General features: G+C 71.2%; 17 protein-coding genes and 1 tRNA gene. 2 read left to right on the forward strand and 16 right to left on the reverse strand.

Annotated elements, in window-relative coordinates:
- Positions 1 to 299 precede the first annotated feature (299 nt).
- The 10 genes from K4S16_RS15245 to K4S16_RS15290 all read right to left on the reverse strand — a co-directional run bounded on the left by K4S16_RS15245 (position 300) and on the right by K4S16_RS15290 (position 8,866).
- Positions 300 to 1,178, reverse strand: coding sequence for a DUF6612 family protein (locus K4S16_RS15245; protein ID WP_149259621.1), 879 nt, complete (start codon positions 1,176 to 1,178; stop codon positions 300 to 302).
- 169 nt (positions 1,179 to 1,347) lie between these two features.
- On the reverse strand, positions 1,348 to 2,199 hold the full coding sequence (locus tag K4S16_RS15250) for a hypothetical protein (RefSeq protein ID WP_235036821.1): 852 nt from the start codon (positions 2,197 to 2,199) through the stop codon (positions 1,348 to 1,350).
- Positions 2,200 to 2,384: 185 nt separating this feature from the next.
- The gene (locus tag K4S16_RS15255; protein ID WP_149259622.1) at positions 2,385 to 3,260 is read right to left on the reverse strand and encodes a hypothetical protein; all 876 of its coding nucleotides are present in this window, start codon (positions 3,258 to 3,260) and stop codon (positions 2,385 to 2,387) included.
- A gap of 203 nt (positions 3,261 to 3,463) precedes the next feature.
- Positions 3,464 to 5,077 (reverse strand): class I adenylate-forming enzyme family protein, encoded by a 1,614-nt coding sequence (locus K4S16_RS15260; protein ID WP_149259623.1) that lies wholly within the window; start codon positions 5,075 to 5,077, stop codon positions 3,464 to 3,466.
- Positions 5,078 to 5,216: 139 nt separating this feature from the next.
- The gene (locus K4S16_RS15265) at positions 5,217 to 5,636 is read right to left on the reverse strand and encodes a DUF3592 domain-containing protein (RefSeq protein ID WP_149259624.1); all 420 of its coding nucleotides are present in this window, start codon (positions 5,634 to 5,636) and stop codon (positions 5,217 to 5,219) included.
- Between the two features lie 219 nt (positions 5,637 to 5,855).
- Positions 5,856 to 6,572 (reverse strand): 50S ribosomal protein L1, encoded by a 717-nt coding sequence (gene rplA / locus K4S16_RS15270; RefSeq protein WP_149259625.1) that lies wholly within the window; start codon positions 6,570 to 6,572, stop codon positions 5,856 to 5,858.
- A 61-nt stretch (positions 6,573 to 6,633) separates the two neighbouring features.
- A complete protein-coding gene (gene rplK, locus K4S16_RS15275) occupies positions 6,634 to 7,062 on the reverse strand; it encodes a 50S ribosomal protein L11 (RefSeq protein ID WP_149259626.1) in 429 nt (142 codons plus the stop codon).
- Positions 7,063 to 7,462: 400 nt separating this feature from the next.
- On the reverse strand, positions 7,463 to 8,326 hold the full coding sequence (gene nusG, locus K4S16_RS15280) for a transcription termination/antitermination protein NusG (RefSeq protein ID WP_149259627.1): 864 nt from the start codon (positions 8,324 to 8,326) through the stop codon (positions 7,463 to 7,465).
- Positions 8,327 to 8,406: 80 nt separating this feature from the next.
- Positions 8,407 to 8,661, reverse strand: a complete 255-nt coding sequence (gene secE / locus K4S16_RS15285) for a preprotein translocase subunit SecE (RefSeq protein ID WP_149259628.1) — start codon at positions 8,659 to 8,661, stop codon at positions 8,407 to 8,409.
- 132 nt (positions 8,662 to 8,793) lie between these two features.
- A tRNA-Trp gene (locus tag K4S16_RS15290) sits at positions 8,794 to 8,866 on the reverse strand.
- A gap of 267 nt (positions 8,867 to 9,133) precedes the next feature.
- Here K4S16_RS15290 and K4S16_RS15295 point away from each other — a divergent pair.
- Positions 9,134 to 10,345, forward strand: a complete 1,212-nt coding sequence (locus tag K4S16_RS15295) for a pyridoxal phosphate-dependent aminotransferase (protein WP_149259629.1) — start codon at positions 9,134 to 9,136, stop codon at positions 10,343 to 10,345.
- Between the two features lie 193 nt (positions 10,346 to 10,538).
- On the opposite strand, the gene K4S16_RS15300 is transcribed toward K4S16_RS15295, so the two are convergent.
- From K4S16_RS15300 to K4S16_RS44355, 3 genes are all read right to left on the reverse strand, one after another.
- Positions 10,539 to 11,291 carry a hypothetical protein gene (locus K4S16_RS15300; protein ID WP_149259630.1) on the reverse strand — a complete coding sequence of 251 codons (753 nt, stop codon included), beginning with the start codon at positions 11,289 to 11,291 and terminating at the stop codon, positions 10,539 to 10,541.
- A 3-nt stretch (positions 11,292 to 11,294) separates the two neighbouring features.
- Positions 11,295 to 11,804, reverse strand: a complete 510-nt coding sequence (locus K4S16_RS15305) for a SigE family RNA polymerase sigma factor (RefSeq protein ID WP_149259631.1) — start codon at positions 11,802 to 11,804, stop codon at positions 11,295 to 11,297.
- A 232-nt stretch (positions 11,805 to 12,036) separates the two neighbouring features.
- Positions 12,037 to 13,017, reverse strand: coding sequence for a hypothetical protein (locus tag K4S16_RS44355; RefSeq protein ID WP_160160923.1), 981 nt, complete (start codon positions 13,015 to 13,017; stop codon positions 12,037 to 12,039).
- Positions 13,018 to 13,253: 236 nt separating this feature from the next.
- On the opposite strand from K4S16_RS44355, the gene K4S16_RS15320 reads away from it, so the two are divergent.
- Entirely contained in the window at positions 13,254 to 14,366 is a 1,113-nt protein-coding gene (locus tag K4S16_RS15320; protein WP_149259633.1) for an adenosine deaminase, read from the forward strand.
- A gap of 57 nt (positions 14,367 to 14,423) precedes the next feature.
- Here the strand turns inward: K4S16_RS15320 and K4S16_RS15325 are convergent, their stop codons facing one another.
- The 3 genes from K4S16_RS15325 to K4S16_RS15335 form a co-directional block, all read right to left on the reverse strand.
- Complete coding sequence (locus tag K4S16_RS15325) at positions 14,424 to 14,996, reverse strand: TetR/AcrR family transcriptional regulator (protein WP_149259634.1); 573 nt, start codon at positions 14,994 to 14,996, stop codon at positions 14,424 to 14,426.
- A 27-nt stretch (positions 14,997 to 15,023) separates the two neighbouring features.
- Complete coding sequence (locus K4S16_RS15330) at positions 15,024 to 15,725, reverse strand: GntR family transcriptional regulator (RefSeq protein WP_200841902.1); 702 nt, start codon at positions 15,723 to 15,725, stop codon at positions 15,024 to 15,026.
- Between the two features lie 78 nt (positions 15,726 to 15,803).
- Entirely contained in the window at positions 15,804 to 16,385 is a 582-nt protein-coding gene (locus K4S16_RS15335) for a TMEM165/GDT1 family protein (RefSeq protein WP_149259635.1), read from the reverse strand.
- Between the last annotated feature and the right edge of the window lie 121 nt (positions 16,386 to 16,506).

Genomic DNA, 16,506 nt, shown 5'->3' on the forward strand with positions numbered 1-16,506 from the left:
CGGGAGGTGACGACCGGCGGTCTTCGGCACGGAACAGGATACGTGCGTCCCTCGATGAGACCAAATCGAAGGGACGTAGCGCGTCAGGGCGAAGCACGAAACGCGACGCGGCAAGACACGGCGAGCCACGAGACGTGACCTACGGAGCGGGGAGGTAAGGCGAGCGACGCCCGCGGGAGACGCAAGGAGGCGCGGGGCCGGGACAGAGCGAGGGACCGCGCCCCGGGTGGGGTGCGGTCCCTCGGTCGTGCTCAGGTGCGGGCCGACGGCGGGTCGGCGGCGGACCGGTCGGCTCCCGGTCAGGCGCCGGGGAGGCCGCCGCCGCTGCCGAGCCTGCTCATCATCTCGCCGAAGTCCGTGACCTCGCTCGCCGGCGGCTCGGCGACCTGCACCGGCTTGCCGAAGTCGCGGTACTTCATCGTCATGGTCATGTCGCCTTCGGTCGACTGCGTCGACTTCATCGTCATCTGGCGCGGCAGCTGCTGGCCGTCCACCCACAGGTCGAAGTGCATGGCCTGCAGGCCCGTCGTGCCGAGGCTCTTGCGGTAGGCCTCCTGCGTCTCCGGGGAGAGCTTCGCGACCGCGTCCTCCATCCGGTACGTGCCGGTGTAGTGGGTCGTCTGGACGCCGTCGAGCGTCTCCTTGCCGACCTCGCGCGCGTCCTTGGACGCCGTCAGCATCTTGGTGTTCTGGACCGGGTCCATCTGCCGGGACTGCTGGAGCAGCTCGTCGATGTTCATGCCGGACTTGGCGCCCAGCTCGTCCAGCGAGATCTTGATCCACGGCTTGGCGCCACCGCCGAGCTGGGAGAGCATCGGCATCTTCATGTACATGTTCCGGCCGACGAGCCGCTGCTCCATGCCGCCCATCGACTTGCCCGCGACCGTCATCTGGCCGAAGTTCATGCTGTAGGCGAGGTCCGGCTTCGTGCGGTACTGCATCGTGCCGTTCATCGACACGTCGCCCTCGGACGTGCCGGTCATCTTCATCGACATGTCGGCCTGGAACGAGTCGATCTGGCCGGTCTTCTCGGCGGCCTTGCCGAGGACCTGCGCGGCCGTCAGCCTCAGTCCCTTGCCGGCCTCGTCCACCGTCTTCCCGGCGTCCCCGAGGCAGCCGGTCAGCGAGAGGGCGAGGCCGGTGGCCAGCGCCGTGCCTGCGGCGAAACGACGGATCATCTGGGGGGTCTCCTTGGTCTCCTTGGCTCCCGGGCGATGGGGCCGAACGGTACATCAGACGCAAAGGACCCCGCCGCGGTTCACCTTTCCCCGGACATCACGGTCGGTGGCCCGCCCTCGGCACCGTCCTCGGTCACCGCCACCGGGACGACGCCGCGGGCCGCCGCCGTCAGTTGCCGCCGAGGAAGCCCTGCAGCGAGAGCTGACCCACCTGGTCGGACGGGGGCGTGTTCACGTTGAAGGACTTGCCGTAGTCGCTGTAGAGGACGGTCACCGAGCCGTTCTCGCCCTGCGACCCGGTGGACTTGGACACGAGCTTGCGCGGCAGGTTGTCACCGTCCGTCCACAGGTCGAAGTTGATCTTCCCGTTGGCGCGGTCCTTCGGCAGCCAGTGCTGGACCTTCGAGCGAGCCTCCGCGTCCAGCTGCTTCAGCGCGTCGTCGACGGTGACCGTCCCGGCGTAGTGCGTCGTCTTGACGCCGTCGACCGTCTCGGTGCCGACCCTGCGGGCGTCCTTGGAGCCGGTGAACATCTTCGTCTGCTCGGCCGGGTCCACCTTCTGGACCTGGTTCACCAGGCCCTGGACGTCGAAGCCCGTCCGCTGCGACACCTGGTTCACGTCGATCCGCAGCCACGGCTTGCCGTTGCTGACGAACTGCGCGAGCTGCGGGACCTTCGCGTACAGGACGTTGTCGGTGAAGACCGCCTGGCCCTTGGCGCCCGGAACGCTCTGCCCGTTCCGGCTGAACTCGTCCAGCTTCGCGCTGAACTCCAGCGACGGACGCAGCCGGAACTGCCCGTTCGCGTGGACCTTCCCGCCGCCGTCGCCCGTGCCCGTCACCGTCAGGTCGGCCTTGAACGTGTCGGCCTTGCCGGTCTTCTCGGACGCCTTCAGCAGCGCCTGGTTCGCGCTGAGCTTCATGTTGCCGGTGTTCTCCGACCCGTCCCCGTTGCACCCGGACAGGAGGAGCGCGGCACCCACCGCGGTGCCGCCGGCCGCCACCACGAATCGTCGGTTCATGAGGGTTGAGCCTCCCTAGTCGCCCTGCTGGTGTTCCCAGTCTCTTCGGGCGCTAACGGACCTACATCCCCCGGTGGTACGAATGGGCGCCCGCACGGTACGACCAACGGCGTAGCCGCGGCACTGGACGAAGGGCGCCGGACGGAGCCGTACGGCAGGGCGGAATCCCGCGTCGCGGAGCCGCGTCAGCGGTAGGAACCGAAGGTCATCGACCCCGCGAACCCCGCGCCGGGACCCTGCGCGCCGAGACTGATCGTGGTCGGGCGGGCCTGGCTGTCGGCCAGCATGTCGATCCCGCAGCCGGTGTCGTCCGGGATCCACTTGCGGAACGCCGCCGCCGCGTCCTGCGGCAGCAGCGGGTACACGCCGCCCATGAGCCCCTGCGCGGTGAAGCGCGTCAGCCCGGCGGCGTCCGGCTCGCCCGCCGTCATGCCCGGCAGCGTCCCGATCATGAAGGTGAACTGGCGGGGGTCGGACTCGTTCTGCAGCTTGCCCAGCTGCGCCTGGGTCAGCGTGGACTGCGTCCACTTCTGCCCGTCGTAGCCCTTGAGCGTGCTCCCCTGGACGATCACCTTCTGGGTGACCTTGGACAGCACGCCGCCCTTCATCGTCTGCGTGACGCCGGTGGCGCTCATCGCGAACTTCGGCCACAGCGTGAACGAGGCCGTCTCGGTCGCGTGCTGGTAGTCGCCGTCCGGCCCGACCGTCACCTTCATGTCCGTCTTGCGGGTGAAGGAGTGGAGGCTGGGACCGGGCTGCGGCGGTGCCGTGGGCAGGCCGTGCGCGGCGCCCCCGTTTCCGGAACCGGGCGTGCCGGGCCGGGCGCCCGCGCCGTTGCCGGCCCCGGGCGCGCCGGGCGTGGCGCCCGGAGTGACCGTGGCGGACGCGGCGCCGTTCGGGTTGGCGGGGTCGCGCTGGGCCATCGCCGCGGAGGGGGGCAGCGCCCCCGCGTCCTTCGGCGAGTCGCCGCCGGTCTTGACCACCATCAGGATCGCCGTGGGCACGACGGCCACCGCGGTCACGGCGGAGATGGCGATGGCCCGATCGGTACGACGCTTCACCCGGGCAATTCAACACCAGGTTCCTCGCCAGTAACAAAACAATCGAGTACCAAATTGTCCGGTTCCGGACCACCCCCCGTGTATCCAGCCCGGCCCGCCCCCGGGATCCAGGCCCCTCCGGCCCGCCCACCAGGCCCGCCACGGCCCGTCGCCGCGAAGCACCCTGCAGGCACCGGCTCGGCGAACAGGCTCGGGATGGTCGGTCAACGTGCGGTTGGCGGTCGGTTCGGGGGATCGGCCTGCTCTGAGGGGGTGGTCGGGTCGGGGTGGGGGGTCAGTCGGGTGCGTAGGGCGGCTTTGCGGATCTTGCCGGTGCTGGTGCGGGGTAGGGCCGTCGTGAACTCGATGCGGCGGGGGGTCTTGAAGCCCGCGAGGCGGGCGCGGCAGGCCGCGATCAGCTCCTCGGGGTCCGGTGGGACGCCGCCCGGCACGATCACCGCGCACACCGTCTGGCCCCAGCGCGGGTCGGACAGCCCCACCACCGCGACCTCGCGCACGCCCGGGACCGTGCGCAGGACGTCCTCGACCTCGCGGGACGAGACGTTCTCCCCGCCCGTGATGATCACGTCCTTGAGCCGGTCGGTGAGGTGCAGGTAGCCGTCCCCGTCGATGCGGCCCGCGTCACCCGTGCGGAACCAGCCGCCCGCGAACGCCTCGGCGGTGGCATCGGGGTCGTCCCAGTAGCCGTCCGCCACCTGCGCCCCGCGGACCACGACCTCGCCCAGCTCGCCGGGCGGCAGCGGCGTTCCGTCCTCGCCGATCACGGCGATCTCCGCGCCGTCGCCGGGACGGCCCGCCGACGCCGCCAGCTCCGGCCGCGTCTCGATCGCGGCGCGATGGTCCGCCGGGGACAGGAATGTCGCGTTGCCTGACAGCTCGGTCATGCCGTACCCCTGGTTGAGGTCGCAGCCCAGCACCTCGACGGCGCGGCGCAGCAGCGGTACCGGCATGGGCGCCGAGCCGTACGCGATCACGCGGAGGGTGGCTCGCAGGGCCTCCAGCGCCGCCGGATCCTCGTTCAGGTGCGCGAGCAGGTCCTCCAGCATCGTCGGGGCCAGGGACAGGTTGGTGACCCCGTGCCGGCGCGCAGCGTCCACCAGGGCGGGGGGAACGAATCTCCGGAGCACCACGGCGTGCCGCCGGAACACGTGATGCAGGATGACTTGGTAGCCCGCCACATGGCAGAGAGGGAACGGCGTACAGAACACGTCGCCCGGCAGCACGGGACGCCCCGACGCCGTCACCGTGATGGCCGCTAGCAGGCTCCTGTGTGTGAGCCGCACGCCCTTCGGCCGGCCGGTCGTGCCACTGGTGAACATCAGCCACGCGACTTCGGCCGGATCGCGCTCCCCTTCTTCTATGGCGGCCGGGCCGTCCCATGGGAGGTCGGCGATGTCGGTGAGCGGTGGGTGGCGGTCGGGCAGCCCGCCCTCACGGGCCAGCCTCTCCAGCAGCTCCGGTTCGCCGATGACCAGTTCCGCGCCGCAGCGGACGATCTGGTCGGCCCATTCGCGCGGGTGCAGCCTCTGGTTGAGCGGCACGAGGATCCTGCCCTCGCGCGGGACCCCGTAGTAGGCCGCCACGTACTCCGGCCGGTTGTGCGCGAGCAGTGCCACTCGTGCTCCGGGCGAGCACCGCGCCGACAGGTGGGCGCTCAGCGCGTCCGTCCGGGCCTGCAACTCCCGGAACGTCCACGTCGTGCCGTCGACCGAGAGGGCCGGGGCGTCGGGGGCTTCCGCCGCGGCCGCCTCAAGCACGTCGTACAGCCGTGGGACGTCGGACAACCGGTCGACGTCCCATTGCCGCGCCCCGCCCATCGCATCCCCTCACCGACGATCTGGGCGCCGAATCTAGTGGCGGGGACGCGGGCTCCGCCGGAGCCATCCCGGTGAGCGCGACCTCCGCGCCCCCGCAGCGGTGGGCAGTATGCGAGAGCGGAGGCGTGAGGTGTCCGCGTCAGAGGAGCATCTCGAAGGCTATGAACCCCGTGACGCCGACCAGCACGACACCGACCAGCAGGGCCGGGAGGACGCCGACCCCTTCATATCCCGGCAGTTCGATCGTCGTTGGGCTGGCCGGGTCGTATCGAACGTCGACCTTGCAGCCCACACCAGAGGCCAACCCCGGCGGATAGGGCTTGCCGGAGGGGGACTTGACCTCAATCCGGTCTCCGTCCGGGGGAGTGAAGACCACCACAGGGTAGAAGCGCGGGGCTCCGTCGCTGTCCTTGTCCTCATCGACACGGACTATCTCACCCTCGATCCACCGTCCTCGCGAATTGAGGCGGTACTTCTCCCACGCGACTCCGAAGGCGCCCAGGGAGAACACCCCGAACACGACGGTCCAGAACCACCCGAGGACGAGTTTCCAGCTCACGCTCGAAGGTTAGAGCGATGGTCACGGAAGGCCAAGCAGAGCCCCCCGATCCTGCGCCTCGTGGAAGTGCGCGGCCAGTGGTGCTGAAGACTCGGCCGGACGCATCAAGGCGTAACGCGGCGGGGCGAGGCACCGGGGTGAAGGCGGCGGAGAACGCGGCAGGGCGCCCCCGGTCGTACCGGGGGCGCCCTGTTCTGCGGCGTTCGACGCCGGGCTCGGTCAGGCCTCTTCGAGCTCGGCCGTCAGGTTGCGGACCGCGTTCGGGTCCACCGGGATGCTCGGGCCCATCGACGTGGTCAGGGCCGCCTTCTTGACGTACCGGCCCTTCGCGGCGGACGGCTTGAGACGCTGGATCTCGTCGACCGCGGCGGCGTAGTTCTCCACCAGCTGGCGCTCGTCGAAGGACGCCTTGCCGATGATGAAGTGCAGGTTCGCGTGCCGGTCGACCCGGAACTCGATCTTGCCGCCCTTGATGTCGGAGACCGCCTTGGACACGTCCATGGTGACCGTGCCGGTCTTCGGGTTCGGCATCAGGCCGCGCGGACCGAGCACCCGGCCGAGCCGGCCGACCTTGCCCATCTGGTCCGGGGTCGCGACCACGGCGTCGAAGTCCAGGAAGCCGCCCTGGATCCGCTCGATCAGGTCGTCCGAGCCGACCAGGTCGGCGCCCGCCGCCTCGGCCTCCTGCGCCTTGGCGCCGACGGCGAAGACGAGCACGCGGGCGGTCTTGCCGGTGCCGTGCGGCAGGTTGACCGTGCCGCGGACCATCTGGTCGGCCTTGCGCGGGTCGACGCCCAGCCGCATGGCGACCTCGACGGTCGCGTCGAACTTGGTGACCGCGGTCTCCTTGGCCAGCTTCACGGCCTCGACCGGGCTGTACAGCCGCTCGCGGTCGATCTTCTCGGCCGCTGCGCGGTAGCCCTTGCTGCGCTTCATCTGCGTTCCTCCAAACGGAACTCGTGGTAGGGGCCGGCGCAGGCCCTCCCACTGGGGTGACTTACTTGACCTCGATGCCCATCGACCGCGCGGTGCCGGCGACGATCTTCTCGGCGGCGTCCAGGTCCTTGGCGTTGAGGTCGGGCATCTTGGTCGTGGCGATCTCGCGGATCTGGTCGCGCGTGACCGAGCCGACCTTGGTCTTGTGCGGCTCGCCGCTGCCCTTCTCCACGCCCGCGGCCTTCAGGATGAGCTGCGCGGCCGGCGGGGTCTTCGTGACGAAGCTGAACGACCGGTCCTCGTAGATGGTGATCTCTACGGGGATGACGTTGCCGCGCTGGGACTCCGTGGCAGCGTTGTACTGCTTGCAGAAGTCCATGATGTTGACGCCGTGCGGACCGAGCGCGGTACCGACCGGCGGCGCCGGCGTGGCCTGACCAGCCTGGAGCTGGACCTTCACCAGTGCGGCGACCTTTTTCTTGGGAGGCATGCCTCTCCCTCTGTGTTCCGTTTCGCTGTGGTCCCGACTCCCGGATACCGGGCAACACGGCGGGCGGAACTAGACCGCCGCGTTGGGACCTTGGCCGACCCCGCCGCCCCGCGTGCGCGGGAGCAAAGCTGCACCTTGACGAACGCAGCGATGTTCTTGGGGTCATCCCCGCAGGAGCGGGGCAGATGGGTGCCCGTCCCGCCGAAGACCGGAGGGCGGGAACCCGAACCCGTCCCCGCTGGCGCGGGGACGACCTGTCAAGGATACGGCCTGACCGGAGCGGGCAGGACCGCGCTTCGAGGCCGTGTCGGATCTCGAAGACCTGGCAGATCTCGAAGACCTGGTCACATCTTGGAGACCTGGCAGATCTTGGAGACAGGGTCAGATCTTGGAGACAGGGTCAGATCTTGGAGACCTGGTTGAAGGAGAGCTCGACCGGCGTCTCGCGACCGAAGATGGAGACCAGGACCTTGAGCTTCTGCTGCTCGGCGTTGATCTCGTTGACGGTCGCGGGGAGGGTGGCGAACGGGCCGTCCATGACGGTGACCGACTCGCCGACCTCGTAGTCGACGGTGGCGGGGGCCTTGGCCTGCTCCTTGGCGGCCTTGGCGACGCCCTCCTCCGGCTCGGGGGCCAGCAGGTTGGCGACCTCGTCCAGGCTGAGCGGGGACGGCTTGTTCAGCAGGCCGACGAACCCGGTGACGCCCGGAGTGTTGCGGACCGCGGCCCACGACTCGTCGGTGAGCTCCATGCGGACGAGGATGTAGCCCGGCAGGACCTTCTCGTTGACCTTCTGGCGCTTGCCGCCCTTGATCTCGGTCACCTCGTGCTGCGGGACCTCGATCTGGAAGATGTAGTCCTCCATGTTGAGGGTCTGCGTCCGGGTCTCGATGTTGGTCTTGACCCGGTTCTCGTAGCCCGCGTAGGAGTGCACGACGTACCAGTCGCCCGGCTGGAGGCGGAGCTGCATCTTGAAGTCGGCGTACGGGTCGACCGGCGGGGCGGCCTCCTCCTCGCCGGCCTCCTCGGCGGACTCGGCCTCCTCCTCGCCCTCGACGGACTCGGCGAGCTCGGCGGCGCCCTCGGCCGCATCCGGCGCGGGGCCCTCCTCGCCTTCGAGCTTCGTGTCCGCCGGCTCGGCGTCGCCGGCGGAGACGACCGCCTCGGCCGTCTCCTCGGCGGGACCCGCCTGGTCTGCCGCAGCAGCCGCAGCAGACTGGGCCTCTTCAACGGCCTCGTCGTAGGGCTGTGAGGGCTCGGACACGGTGGACTCTTCTCTCGGTCTGCGGTGATGGACTTGCGAAGGTACGGCGGGGCTCGGCACCCGGCCCGGGTCGTGCGGCGTCAGCCGAAGAGCTCGTAGACGCCCTTCTGCAGCCCGTAGTCGATGCCGGAGACGAGCGCGACCATGACCAGCACGAACACCAGCGAGACGGTCGTGTAGGTGATCAGCTCGCGCCGCGTCGGCCAGATGACCTTGCGCAGCTCGGCGATGACCTGGCGCACGAAGAGCGCGGGCGAGGTCCTCCTGGAGGGGGACTTCTTCTTGCCCTTGCCCTCGTCCTTGGCCTCGGGCTCGTCGCGAGTCTCAGTCGCCATTTGCCGCCGTTCACCTCATAGGTCGTGATCCAACCACCCTGTGGTTGCCGCGCGGTCCCGTGCCGCGGAGTGCCACGGAGGGCCATTGCGCCGCCATGGCGCGGCCGGCACGGGTGCGCGCACCGCACCTCGCAGGGCAGGAGGGACTCGAACCCCCAACCGCCGGTTTTGGAGACCGGAGCTCTACCAATTGAGCCACTGCCCTTCACTTCTCCGGCTAAGGAGAAAACCCGACCATGGGATCGGGCGGTGCCGGGTCCCAGCTTACGGCCTCATCGGTGCCCGCGTGCGGACAGGCTCGTATACCGGTGACACGTCACTTGGAGGAGGAGTCTACGTGCCGGAGGGGCCCGCGTCGAACCGGATATCCCGGAGATCCCGGAACGCCGCGGCGACGTCGCGGCGACGACCCGTCCGACCGGCTCGGATATATGGCTGCGGGTCCTGGTGCGCCGTCTGTAACGATAGGGGTATGAGCATCGACCGTCCTCGCATCTCCAAGCGCATCGCCGCGATATCCGAGTCCGCCACGCTGGCCGTCGACGCCAAGGCCAAGGCGCTGAAGGCGGCGGGCCGCCCGGTCATCGGGTTCGGCGCGGGCGAGCCCGACTTCCCGACGCCCGACTACATCGTCGAGGCCGCGGTGACCGCGTGCCGGGTGCCGCGCTTCCACAAGTACACGCCCGCGGGCGGGCTGCCCGAGCTGCGCGCCGCGATCGCCGAGAAGACCGAGCGCGACTCCGGGTACCGGGTCGAGGCGTCGCAGGTGCTCGTGACCAACGGCGGCAAGCAGGCGGTGTACGAGGCGTTCGCGGCGCTGCTCGACCCGGGCGACGAGGTCATCGTCCCGACGCCGTACTGGACGACCTACCCCGAGTCGATCAAGCTGGCGGGCGGGGTGCCGGTGGACGTCGTCGCCGACGAGACCACCGGCTACAAGGTGAGCGTCGAGCAGCTTGAGGCGGCCCGCACCGACCGGACGAAGGTGCTGCTGTTCGTGTCGCCGTCCAACCCGACGGGCGCGGTCTACAGCCGGGACGAGATCGAGGCGATCGGGCGCTGGGCCGACGGGCACGGCCTGTGGGTCGTCACCGACGAGATCTACGAGCACCTCGTGTACGGCGACGCCGAGTTCCACTCGATGCCCGTGGTGGTGCCGGAGCTGGCCGACCGGACGCTCGTCCTGAACGGGGTGGCGAAGACCTACGCGATGACCGGCTGGCGGGTCGGCTGGCTGATCGGCCCGGCGGACGTGGTGAAGGCCGCGCAGAACCTGCAGTCGCACGCGACGTCCAACGTGGCGAACGTCTCCCAGGCCGCCGCGCTCGCCGCGGTGACCGGCGACCTGTCGGCGGTCGCGGAGATGCGCAAGGCGTTCGACCGGCGCCGGCACACGATCGTGCGGATGCTGAACGAGATCCCGGGCGTGGTGTGCCCCGAGCCGGAGGGCGCGTTCTACGCCTACCCGTCGGTCAAGGCGCTGCTCGGCAAGCAGCTGCGCGGCAAGCGCCCGGAGACGTCGGTGGAGCTGGCGTCGCTGATCCTGGAGGAGGCCGAGGTCGCGCTGGTACCGGGCGAGGCGTTCGGCACCCCCGGGTACTTCCGCCTGTCGTACGCGCTGGGCGACGACGACCTCGTCGAGGGCGTCTCGCGCGTCGCGAAGCTGCTGTCCGAGGCGAGCTGACCTTCCCGCGCGAGACCTGCGCGGACGACCCGTCCGAACACGAGCTGGCATTACACGAAACCGGCCCCGGGTGCACAAATCCCGGGGCCGGTTTCGCGTGGGACGGGACCTCCGCCGGGCCCGTCACCAGGATGTCCGGCGGACGTCTCACGCACGGCCCCTCTCCGCCGTGGGACGCCCCGCCGGACGGAGTTCAGGGGCGCACGCCCTCGGCGATGCGCATGAGCCGGTCCTTCGCCGTTCCGGCGGCGGTCACGGTGACGCCGACGCCGGACCGCGCCACCCAGGAGATCTGCCGCGCCGAGTCGGGGCGGTCCCCGGTCAGCGCGGGCATCCCGTGGACGGACGTGTGGCCGGGGACGCCCGGAGCGCGCATCAGGTCCTGCGGTCCGGTCAGCCCGTCGCCCTTCACGAGCGCGATCTCCACCCAGCCGCCGCTGCCGCGCCACGTGCACGTCGTGGTCTCACGGCCGGCGCTGCGGGCGACATCGCACGGGCCGGTGGAGGCCAGGCCGGCCGGCAGATAGGTGATCCACTGCGGCAGCTTGCCGACGGCGCCGGGCACCCCCGGCTTGGAGGGGGCGTGCCCGCCGCCGGACGAGCCGTGCTCCTGCGGCTTCTGGGAGGCTCCCGCCTCGGACGTCCCCTTAGGGGACGGGGACCCGGGGACGCCCGAGGCGGGAGGTCGCTCCGGCAGCTGCAACGCCGAGACGGTGTTGCTGGGACGGGTCGTCTCGGAGTCGCCGGCCGGTGTGGCCCGGAACGACTGATAGGTGGGCACGAGGGCCAGGGCCGCGACCGAGGCGGCCGCTACGCCGGCGGCCGCGTGGACGCGGGCCTTGCGGCGGCGGTGGCGGCGCTTGACGTCGGCGACGAGCGACTGTGACGCGGTCGCCCCGGCCACCTGCTCGGCCATGGCCTTCCGCAGTTCACTCTCCAGATCCATCGCTCATCTCCCCAGTGGCGCCAGGTTCCGGTCGAGGCGTTCCCGGAGCCTGGCGAGCCCCCGGGACGCCTGGCTCTTGACCGTTCCGACCGAACAGCCGAGAGCCTGTGCCGTCTCCGCTTCCGACAGGTCCTCCCAGAAGCGCAGGACGAGCACCGCCCGCTGCCGCGGGCCGAGCTTGCGCAACTCGTCCATCAGGGTCCCTCTCAGCTCGACGGAGTGGTTGGGCGAGACGGTCGGCGTCTCCGGGAGCCTCGCCATGTGGATCTCCCGGAGCACCTTCCACCGCCGGGACCGGCTGATCACCAGGTTGACCAGGATCCGGCGGACGTAGGGCTCGGGATCGCTGTCGGGTTCCAGCCGTCCCCAGTGGCGGTAGGCCTTTTCAAGCGCGGTCTGCAGGATGTCCTCGGCGTCCTGCCGGGCCCCGCACATCAGTGCGGCGGTGCGCAGCAGGGCATCGCCGCGTGCCGCCACGAACTCCACGAACGACTCGTCGTCTCGACGCCCCACAGTGCTCCGTCCCGGCTAGAGCGGTTCCGGCAGTTTGTCTGGTCGGGGATGGGCGGCCTCCGCGCCTGGGCCGCCCATCCCTCGCCTGTGTTGTGTTCTGGTGCTGCTGTTGATGGTCTTGCTGTGTTGATGGCCTTGCTGTGTTGACGTTGTCGCCTTGTGTTACCGGTTTCTACGCTTTGTCACTAATGGTCTCCGCATCGTTACCGGCGTCACGGCTTCCCTGCGGGTGTCAGCCGGTCTTGCGCAGGGCGGCGGCCACGTCCTTCAGCCCGCCGGCCACGACCGGGCTGCCGTTGACGAACAGCGAGGAGCCGTTCGGGTCGAACAGCAGCACGCCGTTGCCGTTCGGGCTCTGCCAGGCGGCCACGCCGGCGACGGTCAGCGGGGTGCCGCCCTCGGGCAGGCCGAGCGCCTGCCGCAGCTGCTCCTGCGTCATGCCGGCGCGGGTCTTCAGCGTCTCGACGGTTAGCCACTGGCCGGCCTTGCCGGTCCACTTCTGCGTGACGGCGCAGACCTGCTGCTTGCGCAGCTCCGCGGAGCCCGGGACGGCCGACACGTAGCGCAGGCCCTTCGACGCGATGACGGTCTTCTCGACCGTGCCGCCGACCTTCACGACGGGCTTCAGGGTGCTGCAGTCGAGCTTCGGCAGCGCGGGCAGAGCGGGCTTGGCGGGCGCGCCGGGCACCTGCGTGTTCGGCTTGGCCTTGGTCCCGGCGGGCAGGTCGCCGGTGGACGGGGCGCAGGTGGGCAGGTCCGCCGGGACGCCGGGCTTGGCGGGCACACCGGGCACGGCCGGGACGCCGGGCTTGGCCGGGACGCCGGGCAGGTTCTTGCCCTCCGGGGCCTTCACGCCGGGGACCTCGGTGTTCGGGACGCCCGCCTTCGGCAGCTCCGTCTTCGGCAGGCCCGTCTTCGGCAGCTGGCCCTGCGGCAGGTCCTTGGTGACCGGGTGCTGCTTGAGGTGCTGCTCGACCTGCTTCTTCACACCGTCGGCCGGGACCTTCGGCAGATCGGACTTCGCCGGGAGGCACGTCGGGGCGGTCTTGGGCGCGGCGTCCTGGAGCTTGCGCTCGACGGCGGGGGCCTTGGAGCCGTGCGACTGGAGGCCGGCCTCGTGGTGGGTGCCGGTCATGGCCCACGTCGCGCCGCCGCCCACGGCCACGGTCCCGATGGCGGACGCTGCGATCAAGGCGGCCTTCAGCGTGATCATCGTGAATCCCTTTCTGCACGGGGGTCTTGCTCGGGGGGTCTTGCTCAGGGGTGCCTGTCTCTCTCTGGCGCCCCTCGTATACGCACGGTGCCCGGAGGGGGTTGCACGCGATTCCAAAGTTTTTTCGGGGATGCCCATGGGCGTGATGGCCGCTGCGTGTCATGCGAGGTAGTCCGGTGTGGTGATCCTGCGGGGGCGGGCGTTCGGGGAGGACGATGATCCGGCAACATTGGGTCATGGAGGCCCGTACCGTTTCAGCCCGTCCGGCCGAGGACCGTTCCACGCCGGACCGTTCCATCACGGACCGCCGGGAGCCCGCGCCCGCGCGCGGTCCCGCCCGCCCGGACGTGGCCCTGCTGCCCAAGGCGCACCTGCACCTTCACTTCACCGGCTCGATGCGGCACTCCACGCTCGTGGAGCTCGCCGCCCTGCACGGCGTCCACCTGCCGGACGCCCTCGTCGAGGACTGGCCGCCCCGGTTGCAGGCGACCGACGAGCGCGGCTGGTTCCGGTTCCAGCGCCTGTACGACATCGCGCGCTCGGTCCTGCAGACGCCGGACGACCTGCGGCGGCTGCTGCGCGAGACGGCCGAGGACGAGGCCGCGGAGGGGTCGGGCTGGCTGGAGATCCAGGTCGACCCGAGCGGGTACGCGGCGCGGTTCGGCGGGCTGACCCCGACCGTGGAGCTGGTGCTCGACACGGCGCGCCAGGCGTCGGAGGCGACCGGCGTCGGCATCGGCGTGGTGATCGCGGCGAACCGGACCCGGCACCCGCTGGACGCCAAGACCCTCGCGCGCCTCGCCGTCCAGTACACGGGCAAGGGGGTCGTCGGGTTCGGGCTGTCCAACGACGAGCGGCGGGGCCGCGCCTACGACTTCGAGGGCGCGTTCCGGATCGCCAAGCGCGGCGGGCTGCTGTCGACCCCGCACGGCGGCGAGCTGCTCGGCCCGGCGAGCGTCCGGGAGTGCCTGGAGACGCTGGAGGCCGACCGGATCGGGCACGGGGTCCGCGCCGTGGAGGACCCGCGGCTGCTGGAGCGGATCGTGGACCGCGGCGTGACGCTGGAGGTCTGCCCGGCGTCGAACGTGGGCCTCGGGGTGGCGGCGACCGCGTCGGACGTCCCGCTGCGGCGGCTGTTCGAGGCGGGCGCGTCGATCGCGCTCGGCGCCGACGACCCGCTGCTGTTCGGCTCCCGGCTGGCGCGCCAGTACGAGCTGGCCCGCACCGCGCACGCGTTCAGCGACGCCGAACTGGCGGAGCTGGCCCGGCAGTCGATCCGCGCCTCGGCGGCCCCGGACGACGTCCGAACCCGCCTCCTGGCAGGCATCGACGCCTGGCTCGCCGCCTAGCCTGTTTCAACGTCCCGGCTCGCCATGTGACCGGCTGCGGGTGGAGCGGGGCCGGGGTCAGGTGGGCGGGCGGTCGGGGTCTCTGCCGCGGAGGCCTTCCGACCAGGCCGCCATCGCGCGGGGCAGGTCGGGGCCGAGTGGGGCGCCGAATGCGGTCATGACGTTCACGAGCAGGCCGTCCGCCATGAACCGGGCGACCGCGTCGGGTCCCTCCCCCGACAGGTCGCCGACGAGGCGCCAGAGGCGGGCCCAGCGGATCCGGCCGAGCGCGGCGATCTCCTCATCCCGGACGGCGACCGCGTGGATCCCCAACTGGAGGCGCGGCAGGGCGGGCTCCTCGCGCGGCAGCCGGAGGTACGCCCGTTCCATCGCGGCCATGGCGTCCCTGCCGCGCAGGCCTCGCGCGGCCTCCGCGAGGCGGTGCTCGATGTCGTCGAAGCAGCGTTCGGCGGCGGCGAGGAAGAGCGCGTGCTTGGACGGGAATAGCCGGAACATGTAGGGCTGGGAGACGCCGATGCGGCGGGCGATGGTCCAGGTGGACGTGCCGTCGTAGCCGCCGTGGGCGAACTCGGCCATCGCTGCCCGGACCGCCAGCTCGCGGCGCGCACCGGCGCTCATCCTCGGGCTCATGCCGTCCACGGTAGTGACTCGCGACGATCATGGGGGCGGGCGCCACAGGCCCCGCCGTTCGAGGTGGGCGACCAGCAGTTCTCCGGCCCGGACGATGTGGGCGCGCATCTCCTCGCCGGCCGTGCGGGCGTCGGCGTCCCGGAGCGCCGCCAGGATCCGGCCGTGGTCGCGTACGGCGACGCCGGGCCAGTCGGCGAGCCGCCCGTACAGGCCGCGCGGGACGTAGCGGGCGGCCGTGCCGAGCGACCAGGCGAGCTTCGGCGACTCGGCCGCCAGGTTGATCTCCCGGTGGAAGAGATGGTTGCGCTCCTCCATGAGGTCGGGACGGTGCGCGGCCTTGTCGCGTGCCAGAGCGTGCTGGAGGCCGTCCAAGCGCCGCAGGGTGTCGGGGCCGATGCGGGGTGCGGCGCGCATGGTGAGTTCCGCGGCGATGCCCGCCTGAACCCAGAACAGGTCCTGGACGTCGCGTTTCGACAGCGGCGCGACGACGAACCCGCGCCTCGGCTCCAGGACGACGAACCCCTCGCTGCGCAGCGATTTCAGCGCCTCCCTGACGGGTGTGACGCTGATCCCGAACTCCATGGCGAGGCGTTCCAGCCGCAGGTGCTCGCCGGGCCGCAGCCGCCCGTCCATGATCAGTTCGCGGATGCGGGCGGCGGCCTCGTCGCTCAGCTGGAGCCGCGTGCCGAGCGCCTGCCGGGGAGGGGGGAGGGGAGCGGGAAGGACCACGGTCGTACTCCAGTCCGGGCCCTGCCGCGGCGCGCCCCGCGGTTCCTCAAGGGCCCTGGAGGGATTGTTCCCGCCGGGTCACGCGGTGATGCCCTCGATCAGCAGCAGGACGCCGAAGACGGCGAACCCGGCGGCGGCGCCGTACTTGATGACGCGCTCGGGCAGCCTACGGCCGAGCATCTGGCCGACGACGATGGCGAGCGCGTCGGCGGCGACCATACCGACCGTGGAGCCGAGCCAAACGCCGGTCAGTCCGGCGAGGCCGCCGTGGTCGGCGGCGAGGGTGACGGTGGCGAGCATCGTCTTGTCGCCCAGCTCGGCGAGGAAGAACGCCCCGCCGACGGCGAGGATCGCCGATCCCGTGGCGCGCCGCGCCTTGTCGCGCTCGTCGTCGTCGAGCTCGTCGCCGCGCAGCGTCCACAGCGCGAAGCCGAGGAACGCGATGCCGGCGATGATCGAGATCGGGCCGGTGGGGAGCGCGGCGCCGAGGGCCGCGCCGAGCGCGACGCTCGCCAGGTGGACGATCGCGGTCGCGGCCGTGATGCCGATCAGCACCGGGAGCGCGCGGAAGCGCGTGGCGAACGTCATGGCCATGAGCTGGCTCTTGTCGCCCAGCTCGGCCACGAAGATCACGGCCAGGCTGATGAGGAAGGCGGACACCTGATCCCTTTCGCTCGTGCTGCCGGGCGAAGGGCGGGGGCTCGCGCGCGCGACCTCGGCCCGGCATGACTGCCAGGCCGAAGGTCTCGTCCGCCGCGATGTGGATCGGGCCCGCGTGACC

It is taken from the genome of Actinomadura sp. K4S16, assembly GCF_008327685.1.
GTDB lineage: Bacteria > Actinomycetota > Actinomycetes > Streptosporangiales > Streptosporangiaceae > Spirillospora.